Source organism: Pseudomonas sp. NPDC087612 (assembly GCF_044743505.1).
Taxonomy (GTDB): domain Bacteria; phylum Pseudomonadota; class Gammaproteobacteria; order Pseudomonadales; family Pseudomonadaceae; genus Aquipseudomonas.
This window is the reverse complement of record NZ_JBIUWO010000005.1, coordinates 129,765-148,894: the sequence shown is the minus strand read 5'-3', so window position 1 is coordinate 148,894 and position 19,130 is coordinate 129,765. Positions and strand designations below refer to the sequence as shown.

The window sequence follows — 19,130 nt, the reverse complement described above, 5'->3', positions numbered from 1 at the left end:
CACTTAATAATGAATATCATTATCTAGGCGATGATGTTCATGAAACCAGTCCTCCACGAATTGCCCTACCTGGAAAACTGGCGCTGGCTGAGCCGGCGCATTCGCTGTGCACTCGATCCGGACGAGCCGCGCCTGATCGAGCACTACCTCACCGAAGGCCGTTACCTGGTGTGTTGCACCGATACCAGCGCCTGGACCATCGCCTTGACTTCATTCCGCCTGCTGCTGGACACCGCCTGCGATCGCGCGCTGCCCTGGCATTGGCGCTGCCTGTGCCTGGACCAGGCCTGGCGGCCGCTGCTGGAGCTGCGCAACCTCGATCGGCGCGAAAACAACCAGCGCTGGCAGCCCTTCGCCCTGCAACTGGCGAACTGCGTACTGCTGCCTTCGATTTCCTACGATGAACTGATGCAAGGACTTGATGATGAGTAATACCCGTATCGAGCGCGACAGCATGGGTGAACTGCTGGTGCCAGCCGAGGCCCTGTATGGCGCCCAGACCCAGCGCGCGGTAAACAACTTCCCGATCAGCCAGCAACGCATGCCGACCCAGTTCATCCGCGCACTGCTGCTGGCCAAGGCTGCTGCGGCCAAGGCCAACATCGAGCTCAAGCAACTGGAGCAGGCCCGCGGCGAGGCGATCGTCAAAGCCGTGGAGCAGTTGCTGGCCGCTGACTTCATGCAGCATTTCCCGGTGGATATCTTCCAGACCGGCTCCGGTACCAGTTCGAACATGAACGCCAACGAGGTGATCGCGACCCTGGCCAGCCGCGTGCTGGGCGATACGGTCAACCCCAACGATCACGTCAACTGCGGGCAAAGCAGCAACGACATCATCCCCACCACCATTCATGTCAGTGCCGCGCTGGCCCTGCACGAGCAGTTGCTGCCGGCGCTGCAGCATCTGGTCAAGGTGATCGACGCCAAGGCCGAGCAGGTGCATCCGTTCATCAAGACCGGCCGCACCCACCTGATGGATGCCATGCCGGTGCGCATGAGCCAGGTGCTGGGTGGATGGTCGGCGCAAGTCAAGGCGGCCATTGCTCATCTGCAAGCCACCTTGCCAAGCCTGCAAGCCCTGGCCCAGGGCGGCACCGCCGTGGGCACTGGCATCAATGCCCATCCTGAGTTCGCTGCGCGCTTCAGCCAGCAACTGACAGCGCTTACCGGCGTCGAATTTGTTCCGGGGCACAACCTGTTCGCCTTGATTGGTTCGCAAGACACCGCAGTGGCGGTATCCGGCCAGCTCAAGACCACCGCTGTGGCACTGATGAAAATCGCCAACGACCTGCGCTGGATGAACTCCGGGCCGCTGGCCGGCCTGGGCGAAATCGAGCTCGAAGGCTTGCAGCCGGGCTCTTCGATCATGCCAGGCAAGGTCAACCCGGTAATCCCGGAAGCGACTGCCATGGTCGCCGCGCAGGTGATCGGCAACGACGCGACCATCGCCGTGGCCGGGCAGTCGGGCAACTTCGAACTCAACGTGATGCTGCCGATTATTGCCCAGAACCTGCTCAGCAGCATCGAGCTGATGGCCAATGCCAGCCGCTTGCTGGCCGACAAGGCGATTGCCAGCTTCACGGTCAATGAACCCAAGCTCAAGGAAGCCCTGGCGCGCAACCCGATTCTGGTCACTGCCCTGAACCCGATCATCGGCTACCAGAAGGCTGCCGAAATCGCCAAGACCGCTTACAAGCAAGGCCGCCCGATTATCGACGTAGCCCTCGAAAACACCGACCTGCCGCGCAGCCAGCTTGAAGCGCTGCTCGATCCGGAAAAGCTCACCGCCGGCGGGATCTGAGCCGGCCCACCGCTCTGGAGGTTTGTCATGCAGCACTGGAAACGCACCACCGAAATTGCCAACCGCCTGTTCGAACAGGGCGAGTTGGTCGATGCCCGCGAGTTGTATCTGCAAGCCCTGGCGCTTGCCCAGGTGTTGTTTGAACGCTGGCATGACGCCGACGAAGCGGTGGCCGTGTGCGTCATCGCCCACCACAACCTGGCTGACCTGCACCTGCGGCTGAATCAGCCGCAGGAAAGCGCCGAGTACCTGTGCGCCATTCACCAGCGGTTGTTGCAGACCGCCCAGGACCCGCGCATGGCGCCAATGCTGCGCGAAGCTGCGTTGCGCCACAGCAGCAAGACCTACACCGAGTTGCTGAGCTTTATCAGCGAGTACGGCCAGTACCCCCGTACCGAACGTCTGCTCTACCGGCACGAGCCGCAGCCGGCCCTGCATGCCGGCCAGGAAAGCGCCGCGCCTTCAGTCCTACAATATGGAATCCAGTGATATGCCTTATACCTTGCCTGCATTGCCTTACGCCTACGATGCGCTGGAACCGCACATCGATACCCAGACCATGCAGATTCACCACAGCAAGCACCACCAGACTTACATCAACAACCTCAACGCGGCGGTCGAAGGCAGCGAGTATGCCGAGTGGCCGGTGGAAAAACTGGTGGCCAGCGTCAAGCAACTGCCGGAAAAATTGCACAACGCGGTAATCAACCAGGGCGGCGGTCACGCCAACCATTCGCTGTTCTGGACCGTGATGTCGCCCCAGGGCGGCGGCCTGCCACAAGGCGCTGTGGCCAAGGCCATTGATGAGCAATTGGGTGGCTTCGAGGCGTTCAAGGACGCCTTCACCAAGGCTGCGCTGACTCGCTTTGGCAGCGGTTGGGCCTGGCTGAGCGTGACCCCGGCCAAGACCCTGGTGGTTGAAAGCAGTGGTAATCAGGACAGCCCGCTGATGAACGGCAATACGCCAATCCTCGGCCTGGACGTCTGGGAGCATGCTTACTACCTGCTGTACCAGAACCGTCGTCCGGAATACATCAACGCCTTCTACAACGTGATCGACTGGTCCGAGGTAGAGCGTCGTTACGCAGCTGCGCTTGTGTGAGTCGCAGCGCAATGCGTTCGGATGTGATGTCGATTGCCGGCGTGCGGCTGTTTCGCCTGGCGCTCGGTACCCTGTTGCTGCTGGTCGGCTTCGCCCTGCTGGTGGCCCAGGGTATCGCCTGGCTGGACCTGGAACCGCGCATGTTACGGGCGCTCGAAGGCGGTGCGCTGTGCGCCCTGGGTACGGCCTTGGGCGCGGTGCCGGTGCTGGTGATCCGCAACATGCCAGTGGCGTTGGCCGATACCTTGCTGGGCTTTGGTGCCGGGGTGATGCTGGCGGCCACGGCCTTTTCGCTGATCATTCCCGGGCTGGATGCCGCCCAGGCCATTGGCCTGGGTAAATGGGGCGCCGGTGGTTTGGTCAGCTTCGGCTTGCTGTTCGGGGCCTTCTGCCTGTACCTGGTCGACCTCAAGGTGTCCGGTGCATCGCCCGAGGCCCTGGTCGGCACGCCGCAGCAACCGGTTATCGCCGCGCGGATCTGGGTGTTCGTCATTGCCATCATTGCCCATAACATCCCCGAAGGCATGGCCATTGGCGTGTCTGCCGGTGGTGGCATGCCCGATGCCGACAGCCTTGCCATGGGCATTGCCCTGCAGGATGTGCCGGAAGGCCTGGTGATTGCCCTGGTGTTGGCAGGGGCGGGGATGGCCCGCTTCAAGGCGTTTCTGATTGGTGCGGCTTCTGGTCTGGTCGAGCCGCTGGCAGCGGTGGTGTGTGCCTGGCTGGTGACCGTGGCAGAGTTGTTGCTGCCACTGGGCTTGGCGTGTGCTGCCGGGGCGATGTTGCTGGTCGTGACCCAGGAAATCATTCCCGAGTCGCGCAGCAATGGCCATCACCGGCTAGCCAGCCTGGGCCTGTGCATCGGCTTCTGCCTGATGATGGTGATGGATACGGCGCTTTCGTGAGAAAACGGGGGCGGTTACTCGCCCTCGTCGAAGTAATTGTTGATCAGTTCGATCAGGGCGTTGAGTGCATCATCGTCCTGCTCGCCCTCGGTGTGCAGATGAATGGCGGTGCCCTTGCCGGCCGCCAGCATCATGACCGCCATGATGCTCTTGCCATCAACCAGGGATTGCGGATTACGCCCAACGCGAACCTGGCAGGGAAACTTGCCCGCAACGCCAACGAACTTTGCCGCTGCCCGGGCGTGCAGCCCCAGCTTGTTGATGATGGTGATTTCTTTTGCGGGCATCGAGGCGCTGGTCCTGTGGGCTAGAGGTCGCGGTGGCGAACCTGGACATTCTTTAACGATTGTTGCAGTAACTGGCCCAGACGCTCGGTCAGGTACACCGAACGGTGGTGGCCACCCGTGCAGCCAATGGCAATGGTGACATAGGCACGGTTGCTGGCGGCAAAGCGCGGTAACCACTTGAGCAGGTAGCTGGAGATGTCCTGGAACATGTCCTCGACATCCGGCTGCGCAGCCAGGTAATCGATCACCGGTTGCTCCAGGCCCGAATGGTCGCGCAGTTCCGGCTTCCAGTAAGGGTTGGGCAGGCAGCGCACATCGAACACCAGGTCGGCATCGACCGGCATGCCGCGTTTGAAACCGAAGGATTCGACCAGGAAGGCCGTACCGGGCTCCGGCTGGTTGAGCAGGCGCAATTTGATCGAGTCACGCAACTGATACAGGTTCAGGTTGGTGGTATCGATCTTCAGGTCGGCGAGGTCGGCAATCGGCCCGAGCAGCTCGCTTTCGACTTCGATCGCTTCGGCCAGCGAGCGTTCGTTGTTGGTCAGCGGGTGGCGGCGGCGGGTTTCCGAGAAGCGCTTGAGCAATGTTTCTTCATCGGCATCCAGGTACAGCACATCACACTGGATGTGCCGGCTACGGGCGTCCTCAAGCAGCTCGGGAAAGCGCGACAAGTGGCTGGGCAAGTTGCGCGCGTCAATCGAAACGGCCACCTTGGGCTGCATCAATTCCGTGTTGATCAGGGCGCTTTCGGCCAGTTGCGGCAGCAAGCCAGCAGGCAGGTTGTCGATGCAGTAGTAGCCGTTGTCCTCAAGTACATCGAGGGCGGTACTCTTGCCGGAGCCAGACCGGCCGCTAACGATGATCAAGCGCATGTTCAATGCCCGTTCTGTACGTCCAGTACGACCTGGTACAAGGCTTCGTTACTGGTGGCCGCACGCAGTTTTTCGCGTACGTCCTTGCTATCGAGCATGCTGGCGATCTGGCGCAGCAGCTCCAGGTGCGCATCGGTAGCCGCTTCCGGGACCAGCAGTACGAACAGCAGGTCGACCGGGGCGCCATCGATGGCGTCGAAATCGATAGGGGCGTCAAGGTGCAACAGCGCGCTGACCGGCGACTCACAGCCCTTGAGGCGGCAGTGGGGAATGGCAATGCCGTTGCCGAAGCCGGTGGAGCCCAGTTTCTCCCGGGCGATCAAGGCTTCGTACACGATCTGGGTGTCCAGCTCGGGCACTTCTCTGCCGATCAGATTGGCGATCTGTTCGAGCGCACGCTTTTTACTGCCGCCCGGCACGTTCACAAGGGAACGGCCGGGGGTCAGGATGGTTTCAAGTCGGATCATGGATGAGGGGGATCAGCGGGCCGCTGCACCTTGCAGCAGGCTTTGCTGTTTTTCCTTGTGTTTTTTCAGTTGGCGGTCGAGCTTGTCGGTCAAGGCGTCGATCGCTGCATACATGTCTTGGTGTTCGGCATTTGCAACCACTTCGCCGCCGGGAATGAACAGCGTCGCTTCAATCTTCTGCTGCAGCTTTTCGACCTTCATGATTACCGTCACATTGGTAATCTTGTCGAAATGCCCCTCCAGTCGTTTCAATTTCTGCTCGACGTACTCACGCAGGGGCTGAGTAACTTCTACATGCTGTCCACTGATATTGACTTGCATACAGCTTCTCCTTTGTTGCCGGTGCATAAGAGGCAGGTATTGCGCCTGCCACTGAACTGCGGTGGCACACCTCAGGAGCCGTTACATCAATCGCTTGCGCTCGCTCGACGGTGCGATGCCGAGGGACTCGCGGTACTTGGCGACGGTGCGACGTGCTACCTGGATGCCTTGTGCCTCCAGTAAACCAGCGATCTTGCTGTCACTCAATGGCTTTTTCTGATTTTCCGCTGCAACCAGTTTCTTGATGATTGCGCGGATCGCTGTGGACGAGCATTCGCCGCCTTCGGAGGTGCTGACGTGGCTGGAGAAAAAGTACTTCAGCTCGTAAATTCCGCGCGGCGTGTGCATGTATTTCTGCGTGGTCACCCGGGAAATGGTCGACTCGTGCATGCCCACCGCTTCGGCGATGTCGTGCAGCACCAGCGGCTTCATCGCCTCGTCACCGTGATCGAGGAAGCCGCGCTGGTGCTCGACGATCTGGGTGGCGACCTTCATCAGGGTTTCGTTGCGGCTTTGCAGGCTCTTGATGAACCAGCGCGCCTCCTGCAACTGGTTGCGCATGAAGGTGTTGTCGGCGCTGGTGTCGGCGCGACGGACGAAACCGGCGTACTGCGGGTTGACCCGCAGGCGCGGGACCGCTTCCTGGTTGAGTTCGACCAGCCAGCGCTCGTTGTCCTTGCGCACGATCACGTCGGGCACCACGTATTCGGCTTCGCTGGACTCGATTTGCGAGCCCGGGCGCGGGTTGAGGCTCTGTACCAGTTCGATGACCTGGCGCAGCTCGTCTTCCTTGAGCTTCATGCGGCGCATCAGCTGGCTGTAGTCGCGGCCGCCGAGCAGGTCGATGTAGTCGCTGACCAGGCGCTGGGCTTCGGCCATCCACGGGGTACGCGGCGGCAGCTGGCGCAGTTGCAGCAACAGGCACTCGCTGAGGTTGCGCGCGCCGATGCCGGCGGGTTCGAATTGCTGGATACGGTGCAGCACGGCTTCGACTTCATCCAGCTCGATGTCGAGCTCGGGGTCGAAGGATTCGCAGACTTCTTCCAGGGTTTCGTCGAGATAACCCTGGTTGTTGATGCAGTCGATCAGGGTCACGGCGATCAGCCGGTCGGTGTCGGACATCGGTGCCAGGTTGAGCTGCCAGAGCAGGTGGCTCTGCAAGCTTTCGCCAGCCGAAGTGCGGGTGGTGAAGTCCCACTCGTCATCGTCGTTGCTGGGCAGGCTGCTGGCGCTGGTCTGGTAGATGTCTTCCCAGGCGGTGTCGACCGGCAACTCGTTGGGGATGCGCTCGTTCCACTCGCCCTCTTCGAGGTTGTCCACCGTTGGGGCGGTCTCCTGGAAGCTGGTTTCCTGAACGTCGGCGACGGGTTTGCTCTCGGCGTTGTCGGCCATCGGGTCGCTGTTGTCGAAGTCGTCGCCTTCTTCCTGGCGCTCGAGCATCGGGTTTGATTCCAGCGCTTCCTGGATTTCCTGCTGGAGGTCCAGGGTAGAAAGCTGGAGCAGACGTATGGCCTGTTGCAACTGCGGGGTCATCGTCAGTTGCTGGCCCATTCTTAGGACGAGCGATGGTTTCATGGCAGGGGCTTAACACCTTATTTGCCGGCGCACATGCGCCATCCACTACAAGGGCACCGAAGCGCCAACTTTAAGCAAATTATATGCCTGAAATTGCAGCGTTTGCCTAGAGCGCCGTAACAATTAAGCCATTATCTGGCTTGTTTACGAGCGCTCCGGCAGCGCCTTACACCTTGAGCCTACAGGCGGAACTCATGGCCGAGGTAAACCTCTTTGACCAGGTCGTTGGCCAGGATGGTCTCTGCATCGCCTTCGGCGATCAGTTGGCCATCGTTGACGATGTAAGCGGTTTCGCAGATATCCAGGGTTTCACGGACGTTGTGGTCGGTGATCAGAACGCCAATACCCTTGGCCTTCAGGTGGTGGATGATCTGCTTGATGTCGCCGACCGAAATCGGGTCGACACCGGCAAAGGGTTCGTCGAGCAGGATGAACTTGGGCGCGGTGGCCAGGGCGCGGGCAATCTCGACGCGGCGGCGTTCACCACCGGAGAGGCTCATGCCGAGGTTGTCGCGGATGTGGCTGATGTGGAACTCCTGCAGCAGGCTTTCCAGCTCTTTGCGCCGGCCATCGCGGTCCAGGTCCTTGCGGGTTTCGAGGATCGCCATGATGTTGTCGGCCACCGACAGCTTGCGAAAGATCGAGGCTTCCTGCGGCAGGTAGCCGATACCGGCGCGGGCGCGGCCGTGCATGGGTTGGTGGCTGACATCGAGGTCGTCGATCAGGACGCGGCCCTGGTCGGCCTGAACCAGGCCGACGATCATGTAGAAGCAGGTGGTCTTGCCGGCGCCGTTAGGGCCGAGCAGGCCGACGATCTGGCCACTGTCGATCGACAGGCTGACGTCGCGGACCACTTGCCGGCTCTTGTAGCTCTTGGCCAGGTGCTGGGCTTTGAGGGTTGCCATTTACTCGGCCTTCTTCTTCGGCTGGATCACCATGTCGATACGCGGACGCGACTCGGTGACTTTGCCACCGCGACCGGCGGTAGCGATCTGTTTCACCGTGTCGTAGACGATTTTCTCGCCCTCGGTGGTGTTGCCTTCGTTGATGACCTTGGCGCGGTCGATCAGGACGATGCGGTTTTGCGGCGCATTGTACTGGATGGTCTTGCCGTAGCCCTGCATCTTGTCTGGCTTGGCGGCGCTCTGCTGCTGCTCGAAGTAGGCCAGGTTGCCCACCGAGGTCACCACGTCGATGTCGCCACCGGCGGTACGGGTGATGGTCACGGTGTTGCCTTTGATCATCATCGAACCCTGGGTGATGATCACGTCACCGGTGTAGGTGGCGATGCCTTTTTTGTCGTCCAGTTGAGCGTGGTCGGCCTGGATGCGGATCGGCTGGTCACGGTCGTTCGGCAGGGCCCAGGCGCTCGCGCTTCCCAGTGCTGCGCTCAGGCTGAGCAAAAAGGGGAGGGTTTTAACGAGCCTCATACTGTCCTCTTACGTTGGACAGCAGGTCCATCCTGCCGTCTTTCAAATACGCTTTCATTCCATTGCCCGTAGTGACGCCACCGGCGCCGTCGATTCTAACGGCTTGCTCGGTTTGCGCATATTGCTTCTGCGGGAATACCGTCATGCGGCTGCTGGTAATGATCATGGTGCGGTTCTTTTCGTCGGTGCGGGCGACCCTTACCGAATCGATCAGTTCGACTTCGCTGCCGTCGGGGTTGACCTCGCCGCGCTCGCTCTGCACGTGCCACGGATAAGTGGTGCCGCGGTACATCTGCAGGTCGGGCTTGGTCAGCAGGGTGACTTCGCTGGCCTTGAGGTGCTCGACCTTGTCGGCGGTCATCTCGTACTGCATCTTGCCATCAGGCAAAAACTGCACGCTGTGGGCGTTCACCGCGTAATAGTCGATGGCGCTCTGGTCCGGCCCGGCAACCGGCTTGTTGTCGAGGAAGCTCTCGGGGCTGATGTTCCAGTAGCCGACCGCCACCAGCAGGGCGGCGATCACACTGAACAGCGCAATGTTGCGGATTTTCTTACTGAACATGTGTCGCTCTACAGGTAATGGGCGTTGGCCGCGTCGAGGTTGCCCTGGGCTTGCAGGATCAGTTCGCAAAATTCGCGGGCTGCACCTTCGCCGCCACGTGCCAGGGTTACCCCGTGGGCGTGCTCGCGGACGAACGCGGCAGCATTGGCCACCGCCATGCCCAGGCCGACCCGGCGGATTACCGGCAGGTCAGGCAGGTCGTCGCCCAGATAGGCGACCTGTTCATAGCTTAGGTTGAGCTGGCCAAGAAGCTCGTCCAATACCACCAGTTTATCTTCCCGGCCCTGGTACAGGTGAGGAATGCCGAGGTTCTTTGCCCGGCGCTCGACCACCGGGGTCTTGCGACCGCTGATGATCGCCGTGGTCACGCCCGAGTTCATGAGCATCTTGATGCCCTGGCCGTCGAGGGTGTTGAAGGTCTTGAATTCGCTGCCATCTTCGAGGAAGTACAGGCGACCGTCGGTGAGCACGCCGTCTACGTCAAAAACCGCCAGTTTGATGGCCTTGCCGCGCTGGAGCAGGTCCTGGGTCATTTACATCACTCCCGCACGCAACAGGTCGTGCATGTTCAGGGCGCCGACCGGGCGCTCGTCCTTGTCGATCACCACCAGGGCGCTGATCTTGTGGTCTTCCATGATCTTCAGGGCTTCGGCGGCGAGCATCTCGGCGCGGGCGGTCTTGCCGTGGGCGGTCATGACTTCTTCGATGAGGGTCTTGTGCACGTCGATATTGCGATCGAGGCTGCGGCGCAGGTCGCCGTCGGTGAAGATCCCGGCCAACCGTCCGTCGGCTTCGAGCACCACGGTCATGCCCAGGCCCTTGCGAGACATTTCAAGCAGCGCGTCCTTGAGCAGGGTGCCGCGTTGCACCTGCGGCAGCTCGTCGCCGGCGTGCATGACGTTCTCGACTTTCAGCAGCAGGCGTCGGCCGAGGGCGCCGCCGGGGTGCGAGAAGGCGAAATCTTCAGCGGTAAAGCCGCGGGCCTCGAGCAGGGCGATGGACAGGGCGTCGCCCAGCACCAGCGCGGCGGTAGTCGAGGAGGTCGGTGCCAGGTTCAGCGGGCAGGCCTCCTGGGCAACGCGGGCGTCGAGGTTGACCTCGGCGGCCTTGGCCAGGGGCGAATCGGGGTTGCCGGTGAGGCTGATCAGCTGGATACCCAGACGCTTGATCAGCGGCAGCAGGGTGACGATCTCGGCGGTGGAGCCCGAGTTGGACAGGGCCAGGATCACGTCGTCGCGGGTGATCATGCCCATGTCGCCATGGCTGGCTTCGGCCGGGTGAACGAAAAACGCCGGCGTACCGGTGCTGGCCAGGGTCGCGGCGATCTTGTTGCCGATGTGCCCCGACTTGCCCATGCCGACCACCACCACCCGGCCCTTGCTGGCCAGGATCAGCTCGCATGCCTTGACGAAATCGGCGTCGATGTGGGCCAGCAGGCCCTCAACCGCCTCGAGTTCGAAACGGATGGTGCGCTGCGCGGATTGGATCAGGTCGCTGGATTGGCTCATGTCGAAAATCGGATTGCCTGATGAAAAGGCGGCGATTATAGCGGTAATGGGCGAAAGCCTCACCTTGTGATTGTCATACATTCGCCCGGTTGGCTTAACCATAGCTGAACAAGCACTTCGGCGGCCTTGGGGCGGCCCTATCAGCGGTGCTATAGTTCGCCGCTGTTCGGCCCGCTTGGTGCGTGCGTGCCTCCACGAAGGGGGCGCGCGTCTGAGTGAGAAGGCTGCATCGCAAGGAGTCTAGATGAGCGTTGATAACGCCTACGCGGTCGAATTGAAGGGCGTTTCCTTCAAGCGCGGTTCGCGCAGCATCTTCAATAATGTCGACATACGCATTCCCCGTGGCAAGGTTACCGGCATCATGGGGCCTTCCGGGTGCGGCAAAACCACGCTGCTGCGGCTGATGGGTGCACAACTGCGCCCGGCCAGTGGCGAGGTCTGGGTGGCCGGGCAGAACCTGCCGACCCTGTCGCGCAGTGACCTGTTCGATGCCCGCAAGCAGATGGGCGTGCTGTTCCAGAGTGGCGCGCTGTTCACCGATCTCGATGTGTTCGAGAACGTCGCCTTCCCGTTGCGCGTGCATACCCAGCTGTCTGACGAGATGATTCGCGACATTGTCCTGATGAAACTCCAGGCTGTTGGCCTGCGTGGCGCCATCGAGCTGATGCCCGACGAGCTGTCCGGCGGCATGAAACGTCGTGTGGCGCTGGCCCGGGCGATTGCCCTGGATCCGCAAATCCTCATGTACGATGAACCGTTCGTCGGCCAGGACCCGATTGCCATGGGCGTGCTGGTGCGGCTGATCCGCCTGCTCAACGATGCCCTGGGCATCACCAGCATCGTGGTTTCTCACGACCTGGCCGAAACCGCCAGCATCGCCGACTACATCTACGTGGTCGGTGACGGCCAGGTATTGGGGCAGGGCACGCCGCAAGAGCTGATGGGCTCCGACAACCCGCGCATTCGTCAATTCATGAAAGGCGATCCGGATGGCCCGGTGCCCTTTCACTTTCCTGCGCCGGATTACCGCGCCGATCTTCTGGGGAAGCGTTGATGCGCAGAAAATCCTTACTCGAACGTATTCGTCGCTTTGGCCGATCGGCCATCGACGTGCTGGCCATTCTCGGCCGCTCCTTCCTGTTCCTGCTGCATTCGCTGGTCGGGCGCAGCGGCACCGGCGGCGGCTTTCAGTTGCTGGTTCGCCAGCTCTATTCGGTTGGCGTGCTGTCGCTGGCGATCATCGTCGTGTCCGGTGTGTTCATCGGCATGGTCCTGGCCCTGCAGGGCTTCAGCATCCTCACCAAGTACGGTTCGGAGCAGGCGGTGGGGCAGATGGTCGCCCTGACCCTGCTGCGTGAACTGGGCCCGGTGGTTACCGCGCTGCTGTTCGCCGGCCGTGCAGGCTCGGCGCTGACCGCCGAAATCGGCAACATGAAGTCCACCGAGCAGCTGTCCAGCCTGGAAATGATCGGTGTCGATCCGCTCAAGTACATCGTCGCGCCGCGGCTATGGGCCGGTTTCATCTCGCTGCCGTTGCTGGCTTTGATCTTCAGCGTGGTCGGTATCTGGGGTGGTTCGTGGGTTGCCGTCGACTGGCTGGGCGTTTACGAGGGCTCGTTCTGGGCCAACATGCAGAACAGTGTTTCCTTTACCGACGATGTGCTCAACGGGGTGATAAAAAGCCTGGTGTTTGCCTTCGTCGTGACCTGGATTGCCGTATTCCAGGGTTATGACTGCGAGCCCACTTCAGAAGGGATCAGTCGTGCCACCACCAAGACCGTGGTCTATGCCTCATTGGCAGTCCTGGGTCTGGACTTTATTCTGACCGCCTTGATGTTTGGAGATTTCTGATGCAAAACCGCACCCTGGAAATCGGTGTCGGCCTGTTCCTCCTGGCCGGGATCCTGGCGCTGATCCTGCTGGCCCTGCGCGTCAGCGGCCTGTCGGCGAGCCCGAGCAGCGACACGTATAAACTTTATGCCAACTTCGACAATATCGCCGGTTTGACGGTCAGAGCTAAAGTGACCATGGCCGGTGTGACCATCGGCAAGGTCACTGCCATCGATCTGGATCGTGACACCTTCACCGGTCGGGTGACGCTGCAGCTGGAAAAACGGGTCGATAACCTGCCTGTCGATTCCACTGCATCTATCCTCACCGCAGGGCTGCTCGGCGAGAAATACATCGGTATCAGCGTGGGCGGAGAAGATGCGGTGCTCAAGGATGGTGCAACCATCCACGACACCCAGTCGGCGCTGGTACTGGAAGACCTGATTGGCAAGTTCCTGCTCAATACCGTTGGCAAAGAAGCTAAATAAGGAGTTTCCATGATTTCTATCCTGCGACGCGGCTTGCTGGTGTTGCTGGCAGCACTGCCGCTGATGGCCAGTGCAGCTGCTCTGTCACCCAAGCAGGTGATCGAGAAGACCACCACCCAGTTGCTGGCTGACCTGAAAGCCAACAAGGAGCAATACAAGGCCAACCCGAGCGCCTTCTACGATGCGCTCAATGCCAACCTGGGGCCGGTCGTCGATGCCGATGGCATCTCGAAAAGCATCATGACCGTCAAGTATTCGCGCAAGGCTACCCCGGCGCAGATGCAGCGCTTCCAGGAAAACTTCAAGCGCAGCCTGATGCAGTTCTACGGCAACGCCCTGCTCGAGTACAACAACCAGGGCATTACCGTCGGCAACGAGAAGAAGGACGGCGACGACCGTGCCAGCGTCGACATGAGCGTCAAGGGCAACAACGGTGCTGTCTATCCGGTGTCCTACACCCTGACCAGGCTCGACGGCGAGTGGAAGGTGCGTAACGTCATCGTCAACGGCATCAACATCGGCAAGCTGTTCCGTGACCAGTTCGCCGACGCCATGAACCGCAACGGCAACGATCTGGACAAGACCATCGACGGCTGGGCGGGCGAAGTGGCCAAGGCCAAGGAAAGCACCGAGCAAGCGGCCGAGAAGCCAGGGCAATGAGCGACAGTGTCGTGACCATGAGCGAGCCAGGCGTATTGAGCCTGGCCGGGGTGCTCGACTACCGCAGCGGGCCGGCCTTGCGCAAGCAGGGCAAGGCCCTGATTGCGGCGTGCAAGGCCCCCGGGCTGGTGCTCGATTGCGCGCAGGTGGAGAAGTCCAGCAGCGTCGGCCTGTCCCTGCTGCTGGCCTTCATGCGCGACGGCAAGGCGGCCGGCAAGGCCGTCGAGGTTCGCGCCATGCCCCAGGACATGCGGGAAATTGCCGAGGTTTATGACCTTGACGAGGTGCTGGCCGGTCAATGACCGCCAGCCAGTGACTGGCCCCTCTGTCAGAGTCTCCGATTACGGGGTTCGCAGGCGAGGGGCTTTTTTGTATGATGGCCGACCCGCGCGCAAAGGGCGCCGATTGAGGTTGAGCATGCAGGCCGTAGAAGTTAAGAACTTCCTTGAAGAAAAGTTGCCGGGAACCCGGGTCGAAGTTGAAGGCGAAGGCTGCAACTTCCAGTTGAACGTGATCAGCGACGAATTGGCGGCCCTGAGCCCGGTCAAGCGTCAGCAGCAGATCTATGCTCACCTTAACCCGTGGATCACCGATGGCAGCATCCATGCGGTAACCATGAAATTTTTCAGCAGCGCAGCCTGGGCTGAGCGCACCTGAGCCAACTTGGCGGCGAGACTCTAATGGACAAACTGATTATTACTGGCGGCGTTCGCCTCGATGGCGAAATCCGCATTTCCGGGGCAAAGAACGCTGCCCTGCCGATCCTGGCGGCCACCTTGCTCTGCGATGGCCCGGTCACCGTTGGCAACCTGCCGCACCTGCACGACATCACCACGATGATCGAGCTGTTCGGCCGCATGGGCATTGAGCCGGTGATCGACGAGAAACTCTCGGTCGAAATCGACCCACGCACCATCAAGACCCTGGTCGCGCCGTACGAGCTGGTGAAAACCATGCGTGCCTCGATCCTGGTACTGGGCCCGATGGTCGCCCGTTTTGGCGAAGCCGAAGTGGCCCTGCCTGGCGGTTGCGCCATTGGTTCGCGTCCGGTCGACCTGCACATCCGCGGCCTTGAGGCCATGGGCGCGAAGATCGAAGTCGAAGGCGGCTACATCAAGGCCAAGGCCCCTGAAGGCGGCCTGCGTGGCGCGCACTTCTTCTTCGATACCGTCAGCGTGACCGGTACCGAGAACATCATGATGGCCGCAGCCCTGGCCAAAGGCCGCAGCGTGCTGCAAAACGCTGCGCGCGAGCCGGAAGTGGTCGACCTTGCCAACTTCCTCAACGCCATGGGCGCGAAAGTCCAGGGCGCTGGTACCGACACCATTACCATCGATGGCGTCGAGCGCCTGGGTTCGGCGACCTACCGGGTCATGCCTGACCGTATCGAGACCGGTACCTACCTGGTTGCCGCTGCCGTGACCGGCGGCCGCGTCAAGGTCAAGGACACCGATCCGACCATCCTCGAAGCCGTCCTTGAAAAACTCAAGGAAGCCGGCGCCGAAGTTACCACTGGTGAAGACTGGATCGAGCTGGACATGCATGGCAAGCGGCCGAAAGCCGTCAACCTGCGTACCGCTCCGTACCCGGCGTTCCCGACCGACATGCAGGCGCAGTTCATCTCGCTCAACGCCATTGCCGAAGGCACTGGCGCGGTAATCGAGACGATCTTCGAAAACCGCTTCATGCACGTCTACGAGATGCACCGCATGGGTGCCCTGATCCAGGTCGAAGGCAACACTGCCATCGTTACCGGGACCAAGACCCTCAAAGGCGCTCCAGTGATGGCCACCGACCTGCGGGCTTCGGCCAGCCTGGTGCTGTCGGCGCTGGTTGCCGAAGGCGATACCCTGATCGACCGCATCTACCACATCGACCGTGGTTATGAGTGCATCGAAGAGAAACTGCAGATGCTCGGCGCCAAGATCCGCCGCGTGCCGGGCTAGTCTGTGAGTGGCGCAGGGACGCGCCAGCCAATTGCTGCACCGAATTGAATGCGGTCGGGCCTGTTAGCGCCCGGCCGGCTGTAGCCGCATAAGGACCGACGTTTCCCATGTTGACCATCGCGCTATCCAAAGGTCGGATTCTCGACGATACCCTGCCGCTGCTGGCGGAAGCCGGTATTGTGCCGACCGAAAACCCGGACAAGAGCCGCAAGCTGATCATCCCGACGACTCAGGAAGACGTGCGTCTGCTGATCGTGCGCGCCACCGACGTGCCGACCTATGTCGAGCATGGAGCCGCCGACCTGGGCGTGGCCGGCAAGGACGTGCTGATGGAGTACGGTGGCCAGGGCCTGTACGAGCCGCTGGACCTGCAGATTGCCCAGTGCAAGCTGATGACCGCCGGCAAAGTCGGCGCTGCCGAGCCCAAGGGCCGTCTGCGCATTGCCACCAAATTCGTCAACGTCGCCAAGCGCTACTATGCCGAACAAGGCCGTCAGGTCGATATCATCAAGCTGTATGGTTCGATGGAGCTGGCGCCGCTGATTGGCCTGGCCGACAAGATCATCGACGTTGTCGACACCGGTAACACCCTGCGTGCCAATGGCCTGGAACCCCAGGAACTGATTGCCACCATCAGCTCCCGGCTGGTGGTCAACAAGGCTTCGATGAAGATGCAGCACGCCCGCATCCAGAGCCTGATCGACACCTTGCGCCAGGCTGTCGAATCGCGACACCGCGGCTAAGACTTTCTACCTCCTGCGCGCGACCTTCGCTGTCGCGCCCGTCTATCCGCGTCATAGCCAATTTTCTCGGGTGCCCGCGCGGATGGACTGGTAGCTTAGGGCGCCTGAGCATTCGCCATTTATGAGGCCCTCGCTATGACCACGTCCACTGCAATCGCCCGACTCAATGCCGCTGACCCGGATTTCGCCCGACATCTGGATCATCTGCTGAGCTGGGAAAGTGTCTCTGACGACGCGGTCAACCAACGCGTACTCGACATCATCAAGGCCGTGCGCGAGCGTGGCGATGCGGCGCTGGTGGAGTTCACCCAGCGCTTTGATGGCGTGCAGGCGACTTCGATCAACGACCTGATCCTCGGTCACGAGCGCCTGGAACTGGCCCTGACCCGCATCACCCCGGCCCAGCGCGAAGCCCTGGAAAAAGCCGCCGAGCGCGTGCGCAGCTACCACGAGCGACAGAAGCAAGACTCCTGGAGCTACACCGAAGCCGACGGCACTGTGCTTGGCCAGAAGGTCACGCCGCTGGATCGTGCCGGCCTGTATGTGCCGGGCGGCAAGGCGTCGTACCCGTCATCGGTACTGATGAACGCGATTCCGGCCAAGGTCGCCGGCGTTGGTGAAGTGGTCATGGTGGTGCCGACCCCGCGTGGCGAGGTCAATGAGCTGGTGCTGGCCGCCGCTTGCATCGCCGGTGTCGACCGGGTTTTCACCATCGGTGGCGCCCAGGCGGTTGCCGCTCTGGCCTATGGCACCGAAAGCGTGCCGCAGGTCGACAAGGTGGTCGGCCCGGGCAACATTTATGTGGCCACCGCCAAGCGCCATGTGTTCGGTCAGGTCGGTATCGACATGATTGCCGGCCCGTCGGAGATTCTCGTGGTCTGTGACGGCCAGACCGATCCGGACTGGATCGCCATGGACCTGTTCTCCCAGGCCGAGCACGACGAAGACGCCCAGGCGATTCTGGTCAGCCCCGACGCCGAATTCCTCGACAAGGTCGCAGCCAGCATCGACAAGCTGCTGCCGACCATGGAGCGCGCCGAGATCATCAAGACCTCGATCAACGGCCGTGGTGCGCTGATCCAGGTGCGCGACATGCAGCAGGCCATGGACGTTGCCAACCGCATTGCCCCTGAGCACCTGGAGCTGTCGGTCGCCGACCCGCAGGCCTGGCTGCCGCAGATTCGCCACGCCGGCGCGATCTTTATGGGCCGCCACACCAGCGAAGCCCTGGGCGATTACTGCGCCGGCCCCAACCACGTACTGCCGACTTCCGGCACCGCGCGCTTCTCGTCGCCGCTGGGGGTGTATGACTTCCAGAAGCGTTCGTCGATCATCTTCTGCTCCGAGCAGGGCGCTTCCGAGCTCGGCCACACTGCCTCGGTACTGGCCCGTGGCGAGTCGCTGACCGCCCACGCCCGCAGCGCCGAATACCGCATCCTTGCCGACAAGAAGGGGAACTGAACATGAGTAAATTCTGGAGCCCCTTCGTCAAGGACCTGGTGCCTTACGTGCCGGGCGAGCAGCCAAAGCTGGCCAGGCTGGTCAAGCTCAACACCAACGAGAACCCCTACGGCCCGTCGCCCAAGGCGCTGGAAGCCATGCGCGGCGAACTCAACGACAACCTGCGCCTGTACCCGGACCCCAACAGCGACCTGCTAAAGCAGGCGGTAGCGGACTACTACGGTGTGCAGGGCAACCAGGTGTTCCTCGGCAACGGTTCGGATGAAGTGCTGGCGCACATCTTCCATGGCCTGTTCCAGCACGACGCGCCGTTGCTGTTCCCGGACATCAGCTACAGCTTCTACCCGGTCTACTGCGGCCTGTACGGCATCCCGTTTGAAGCAGTGGCGCTGGACGAGCAGTTCCAGATTCGGGTCGCTGACTACCGCAAGGCCAACGGCGGGATCATCTTCCCCAACCCCAACGCGCCGACCGGTTGCCTGCTGGCCCTCGAGGCCATCGAGCAACTGCTCGAGGCCAACCCGGACTCGGTGGTGGTGGTCGATGAAGCCTACATCGACTTTGGCGGCCAGACCGCCATCAGACTGGTGGATCGCTACGACAACCTGCTGGTCACCCAGACCCTGTCCAAGTCGCGTTCGCTGGCCGGCCTGCGGGTAGGCCTGGCGGTCGGCCATCCGGACCTGATCGAGGCGCTGGAGCGGATCAAGAATAGCTTCAACTCCTATCCACTGGACCGTATGGCGATTGTGGGTGCGGCGGCGGCGTTCGAGGACCGTGCCTACTTTGAAGAAACCTGCCGCAAGGTGATCGACAGTCGCGAGAAGGTGGTAGCTGAACTCACTGCCCGTGGCTTTGAAGTACTGCCCTCGGCAGCCAACTTCATCTTTGCCCGGCACCCGCAGCAGGATGCCGCCGAACTGGCAGCGCGCCTGCGCGAGCAGGGGGTGATCGTGCGTCACTTCAAGCAGGCGCGGATCGCCCAGTTCCTGCGCATCACCATTGGTACCCCGGAGCAGAATCAGGCGTTGCTTGATGCGCTGAACTGAAACTGCTCAGTCCTTATCGCGGGGCAAGTCGAGGCGGGGGGGGGGGGGGGGCCCCCGCGGGGGGGGGGGGGGGGGGGCGCCGGGTGGCCGCCCGGGGGGTTTTTGGGGATTTATTTATTA

25 protein-coding genes are annotated in these 19,130 nt (G+C 61.7%); 15 read left to right on the top strand and 10 right to left on the bottom strand.

All coding sequences use genetic code 11. From position 1 onward, the window contains the following. The first annotated feature begins 30 nt into the window (after window positions 1-30). The 5 genes from ACIOVF_RS11915 to ACIOVF_RS11895 are packed head-to-tail and all read left to right on the top strand — an operon-like array spanning window position 31 to window position 3,808. Window positions 31-432: a FagA protein gene (locus tag ACIOVF_RS11915; RefSeq protein WP_082075425.1), complete on the top strand. Its 402-nt coding sequence runs from the start codon at window positions 31-33 to the stop codon at window positions 430-432. Next, entirely contained in the window at window positions 425-1,801 is a 1,377-nt protein-coding gene (locus ACIOVF_RS11910; protein WP_045196328.1) for a lyase family protein, read from the top strand. The genes ACIOVF_RS11915 and ACIOVF_RS11910 overlap by 8 nt, the downstream gene beginning before the upstream one ends. A 27-nt stretch (window positions 1,802-1,828) precedes the next feature. Then, entirely contained in the window at window positions 1,829-2,290 is a 462-nt protein-coding gene (locus ACIOVF_RS11905; protein ID WP_045196331.1) for a hypothetical protein, read from the top strand. 1 nt (window position 2,291) lies between these two features. Then, complete coding sequence (locus tag ACIOVF_RS11900; protein WP_045196333.1) at window positions 2,292-2,903, top strand: superoxide dismutase; 612 nt, start codon at window positions 2,292-2,294, stop codon at window positions 2,901-2,903. 11 nt (window positions 2,904-2,914) lie between these two features. Then, the gene (locus tag ACIOVF_RS11895) at window positions 2,915-3,808 is read left to right on the top strand and encodes a ZIP family metal transporter (RefSeq protein ID WP_045196335.1); all 894 of its coding nucleotides are present in this window, start codon (window positions 2,915-2,917) and stop codon (window positions 3,806-3,808) included. A 14-nt stretch (window positions 3,809-3,822) separates the two neighbouring features. Here ACIOVF_RS11895 and ACIOVF_RS11890 read toward each other — a convergent pair whose 3' ends face one another. The 10 genes from ACIOVF_RS11890 to ACIOVF_RS11845 form a co-directional block, all read right to left on the bottom strand. Continuing rightward, on the bottom strand, window positions 3,823-4,095 hold the full coding sequence (locus ACIOVF_RS11890; RefSeq protein WP_045196337.1) for an HPr family phosphocarrier protein: 273 nt from the start codon (window positions 4,093-4,095) through the stop codon (window positions 3,823-3,825). 20 nt (window positions 4,096-4,115) lie between these two features. Continuing rightward, a complete protein-coding gene (gene rapZ / locus ACIOVF_RS11885; RefSeq protein WP_045196339.1) occupies window positions 4,116-4,970 on the bottom strand; it encodes an RNase adapter RapZ in 855 nt (284 codons plus the stop codon). Window positions 4,971-4,972: 2 nt separating this feature from the next. After that, window positions 4,973-5,437, bottom strand: a complete 465-nt coding sequence (ptsN, locus tag ACIOVF_RS11880; RefSeq protein WP_045196342.1) for a PTS IIA-like nitrogen regulatory protein PtsN — start codon at window positions 5,435-5,437, stop codon at window positions 4,973-4,975. 12 nt (window positions 5,438-5,449) lie between these two features. Beyond that, window positions 5,450-5,758, bottom strand: a complete 309-nt coding sequence (hpf, locus tag ACIOVF_RS11875; RefSeq protein ID WP_010223385.1) for a ribosome hibernation-promoting factor, HPF/YfiA family — start codon at window positions 5,756-5,758, stop codon at window positions 5,450-5,452. An 81-nt stretch (window positions 5,759-5,839) separates the two neighbouring features. Next, window positions 5,840-7,333, bottom strand: a complete 1,494-nt coding sequence (locus ACIOVF_RS11870; RefSeq protein WP_045196344.1) for an RNA polymerase factor sigma-54 — start codon at window positions 7,331-7,333, stop codon at window positions 5,840-5,842. A 179-nt stretch (window positions 7,334-7,512) separates the two neighbouring features. Next, window positions 7,513-8,238: an LPS export ABC transporter ATP-binding protein gene (gene lptB / locus ACIOVF_RS11865; RefSeq protein WP_038996944.1), complete on the bottom strand. Its 726-nt coding sequence runs from the start codon at window positions 8,236-8,238 to the stop codon at window positions 7,513-7,515. Further along, the gene (gene lptA / locus ACIOVF_RS11860; RefSeq protein ID WP_045196347.1) at window positions 8,239-8,763 is read right to left on the bottom strand and encodes a lipopolysaccharide transport periplasmic protein LptA; all 525 of its coding nucleotides are present in this window, start codon (window positions 8,761-8,763) and stop codon (window positions 8,239-8,241) included. It abuts the gene before it with no gap. Beyond that, on the bottom strand, window positions 8,750-9,325 hold the full coding sequence (lptC, locus tag ACIOVF_RS11855) for an LPS export ABC transporter periplasmic protein LptC (RefSeq protein WP_045196349.1): 576 nt from the start codon (window positions 9,323-9,325) through the stop codon (window positions 8,750-8,752). Before lptC ends, lptA begins: the two co-directional genes overlap by 14 nt. Window positions 9,326-9,333: 8 nt before the next feature. Continuing rightward, window positions 9,334-9,858 carry an HAD family hydrolase gene (locus ACIOVF_RS11850; RefSeq protein ID WP_045196351.1) on the bottom strand — a complete coding sequence of 175 codons (525 nt, stop codon included), beginning with the start codon at window positions 9,856-9,858 and terminating at the stop codon, window positions 9,334-9,336. Beyond that, a complete protein-coding gene (locus ACIOVF_RS11845) occupies window positions 9,859-10,833 on the bottom strand; it encodes a KpsF/GutQ family sugar-phosphate isomerase (protein ID WP_045196353.1) in 975 nt (324 codons plus the stop codon). Window positions 10,834-11,077: 244 nt separating this feature from the next. Between ACIOVF_RS11845 and ACIOVF_RS11840 the strand changes: the two genes are divergently transcribed. The 10 genes from ACIOVF_RS11840 to hisC all read left to right on the top strand — a co-directional run bounded on the left by ACIOVF_RS11840 (window position 11,078) and on the right by hisC (window position 19,010). Next, on the top strand, window positions 11,078-11,887 hold the full coding sequence (locus ACIOVF_RS11840; RefSeq protein ID WP_045196354.1) for an ATP-binding cassette domain-containing protein: 810 nt from the start codon (window positions 11,078-11,080) through the stop codon (window positions 11,885-11,887). Then, a complete protein-coding gene (gene mlaE / locus ACIOVF_RS11835) occupies window positions 11,887-12,684 on the top strand; it encodes a lipid asymmetry maintenance ABC transporter permease subunit MlaE (protein WP_045196357.1) in 798 nt (265 codons plus the stop codon). Before ACIOVF_RS11840 ends, mlaE begins: the two co-directional genes overlap by 1 nt. After that, window positions 12,684-13,151: an outer membrane lipid asymmetry maintenance protein MlaD gene (mlaD, locus tag ACIOVF_RS11830; protein WP_010223376.1), complete on the top strand. Its 468-nt coding sequence runs from the start codon at window positions 12,684-12,686 to the stop codon at window positions 13,149-13,151. Before mlaE ends, mlaD begins: the two co-directional genes overlap by 1 nt. 9 nt (window positions 13,152-13,160) lie before the next feature. Beyond that, window positions 13,161-13,811, top strand: coding sequence for a phospholipid-binding protein MlaC (locus tag ACIOVF_RS11825; protein ID WP_401289595.1), 651 nt, complete (start codon window positions 13,161-13,163; stop codon window positions 13,809-13,811). Next, the gene (locus ACIOVF_RS11820) at window positions 13,808-14,113 is read left to right on the top strand and encodes a lipid asymmetry maintenance protein MlaB (protein WP_045196361.1); all 306 of its coding nucleotides are present in this window, start codon (window positions 13,808-13,810) and stop codon (window positions 14,111-14,113) included. Before ACIOVF_RS11825 ends, ACIOVF_RS11820 begins: the two co-directional genes overlap by 4 nt. A gap of 115 nt (window positions 14,114-14,228) precedes the next feature. Beyond that, window positions 14,229-14,468, top strand: coding sequence for a BolA family protein (locus ACIOVF_RS11815; protein WP_010223373.1), 240 nt, complete (start codon window positions 14,229-14,231; stop codon window positions 14,466-14,468). A 23-nt stretch (window positions 14,469-14,491) separates the two neighbouring features. Beyond that, window positions 14,492-15,757, top strand: coding sequence for a UDP-N-acetylglucosamine 1-carboxyvinyltransferase (murA, locus tag ACIOVF_RS11810; protein ID WP_010223372.1), 1,266 nt, complete (start codon window positions 14,492-14,494; stop codon window positions 15,755-15,757). Window positions 15,758-15,864: 107 nt separating this feature from the next. Further along, window positions 15,865-16,500, top strand: coding sequence for an ATP phosphoribosyltransferase (gene hisG / locus ACIOVF_RS11805; RefSeq protein ID WP_038996931.1), 636 nt, complete (start codon window positions 15,865-15,867; stop codon window positions 16,498-16,500). Between the two features lie 135 nt (window positions 16,501-16,635). Continuing rightward, the gene (gene hisD, locus ACIOVF_RS11800; protein WP_401289590.1) at window positions 16,636-17,961 is read left to right on the top strand and encodes a histidinol dehydrogenase; all 1,326 of its coding nucleotides are present in this window, start codon (window positions 16,636-16,638) and stop codon (window positions 17,959-17,961) included. Between the two features lie 2 nt (window positions 17,962-17,963). After that, on the top strand, window positions 17,964-19,010 hold the full coding sequence (hisC, locus tag ACIOVF_RS11795; protein WP_045196367.1) for a histidinol-phosphate transaminase: 1,047 nt from the start codon (window positions 17,964-17,966) through the stop codon (window positions 19,008-19,010). Window positions 19,011-19,130: the final 120 nt, after the last annotated feature.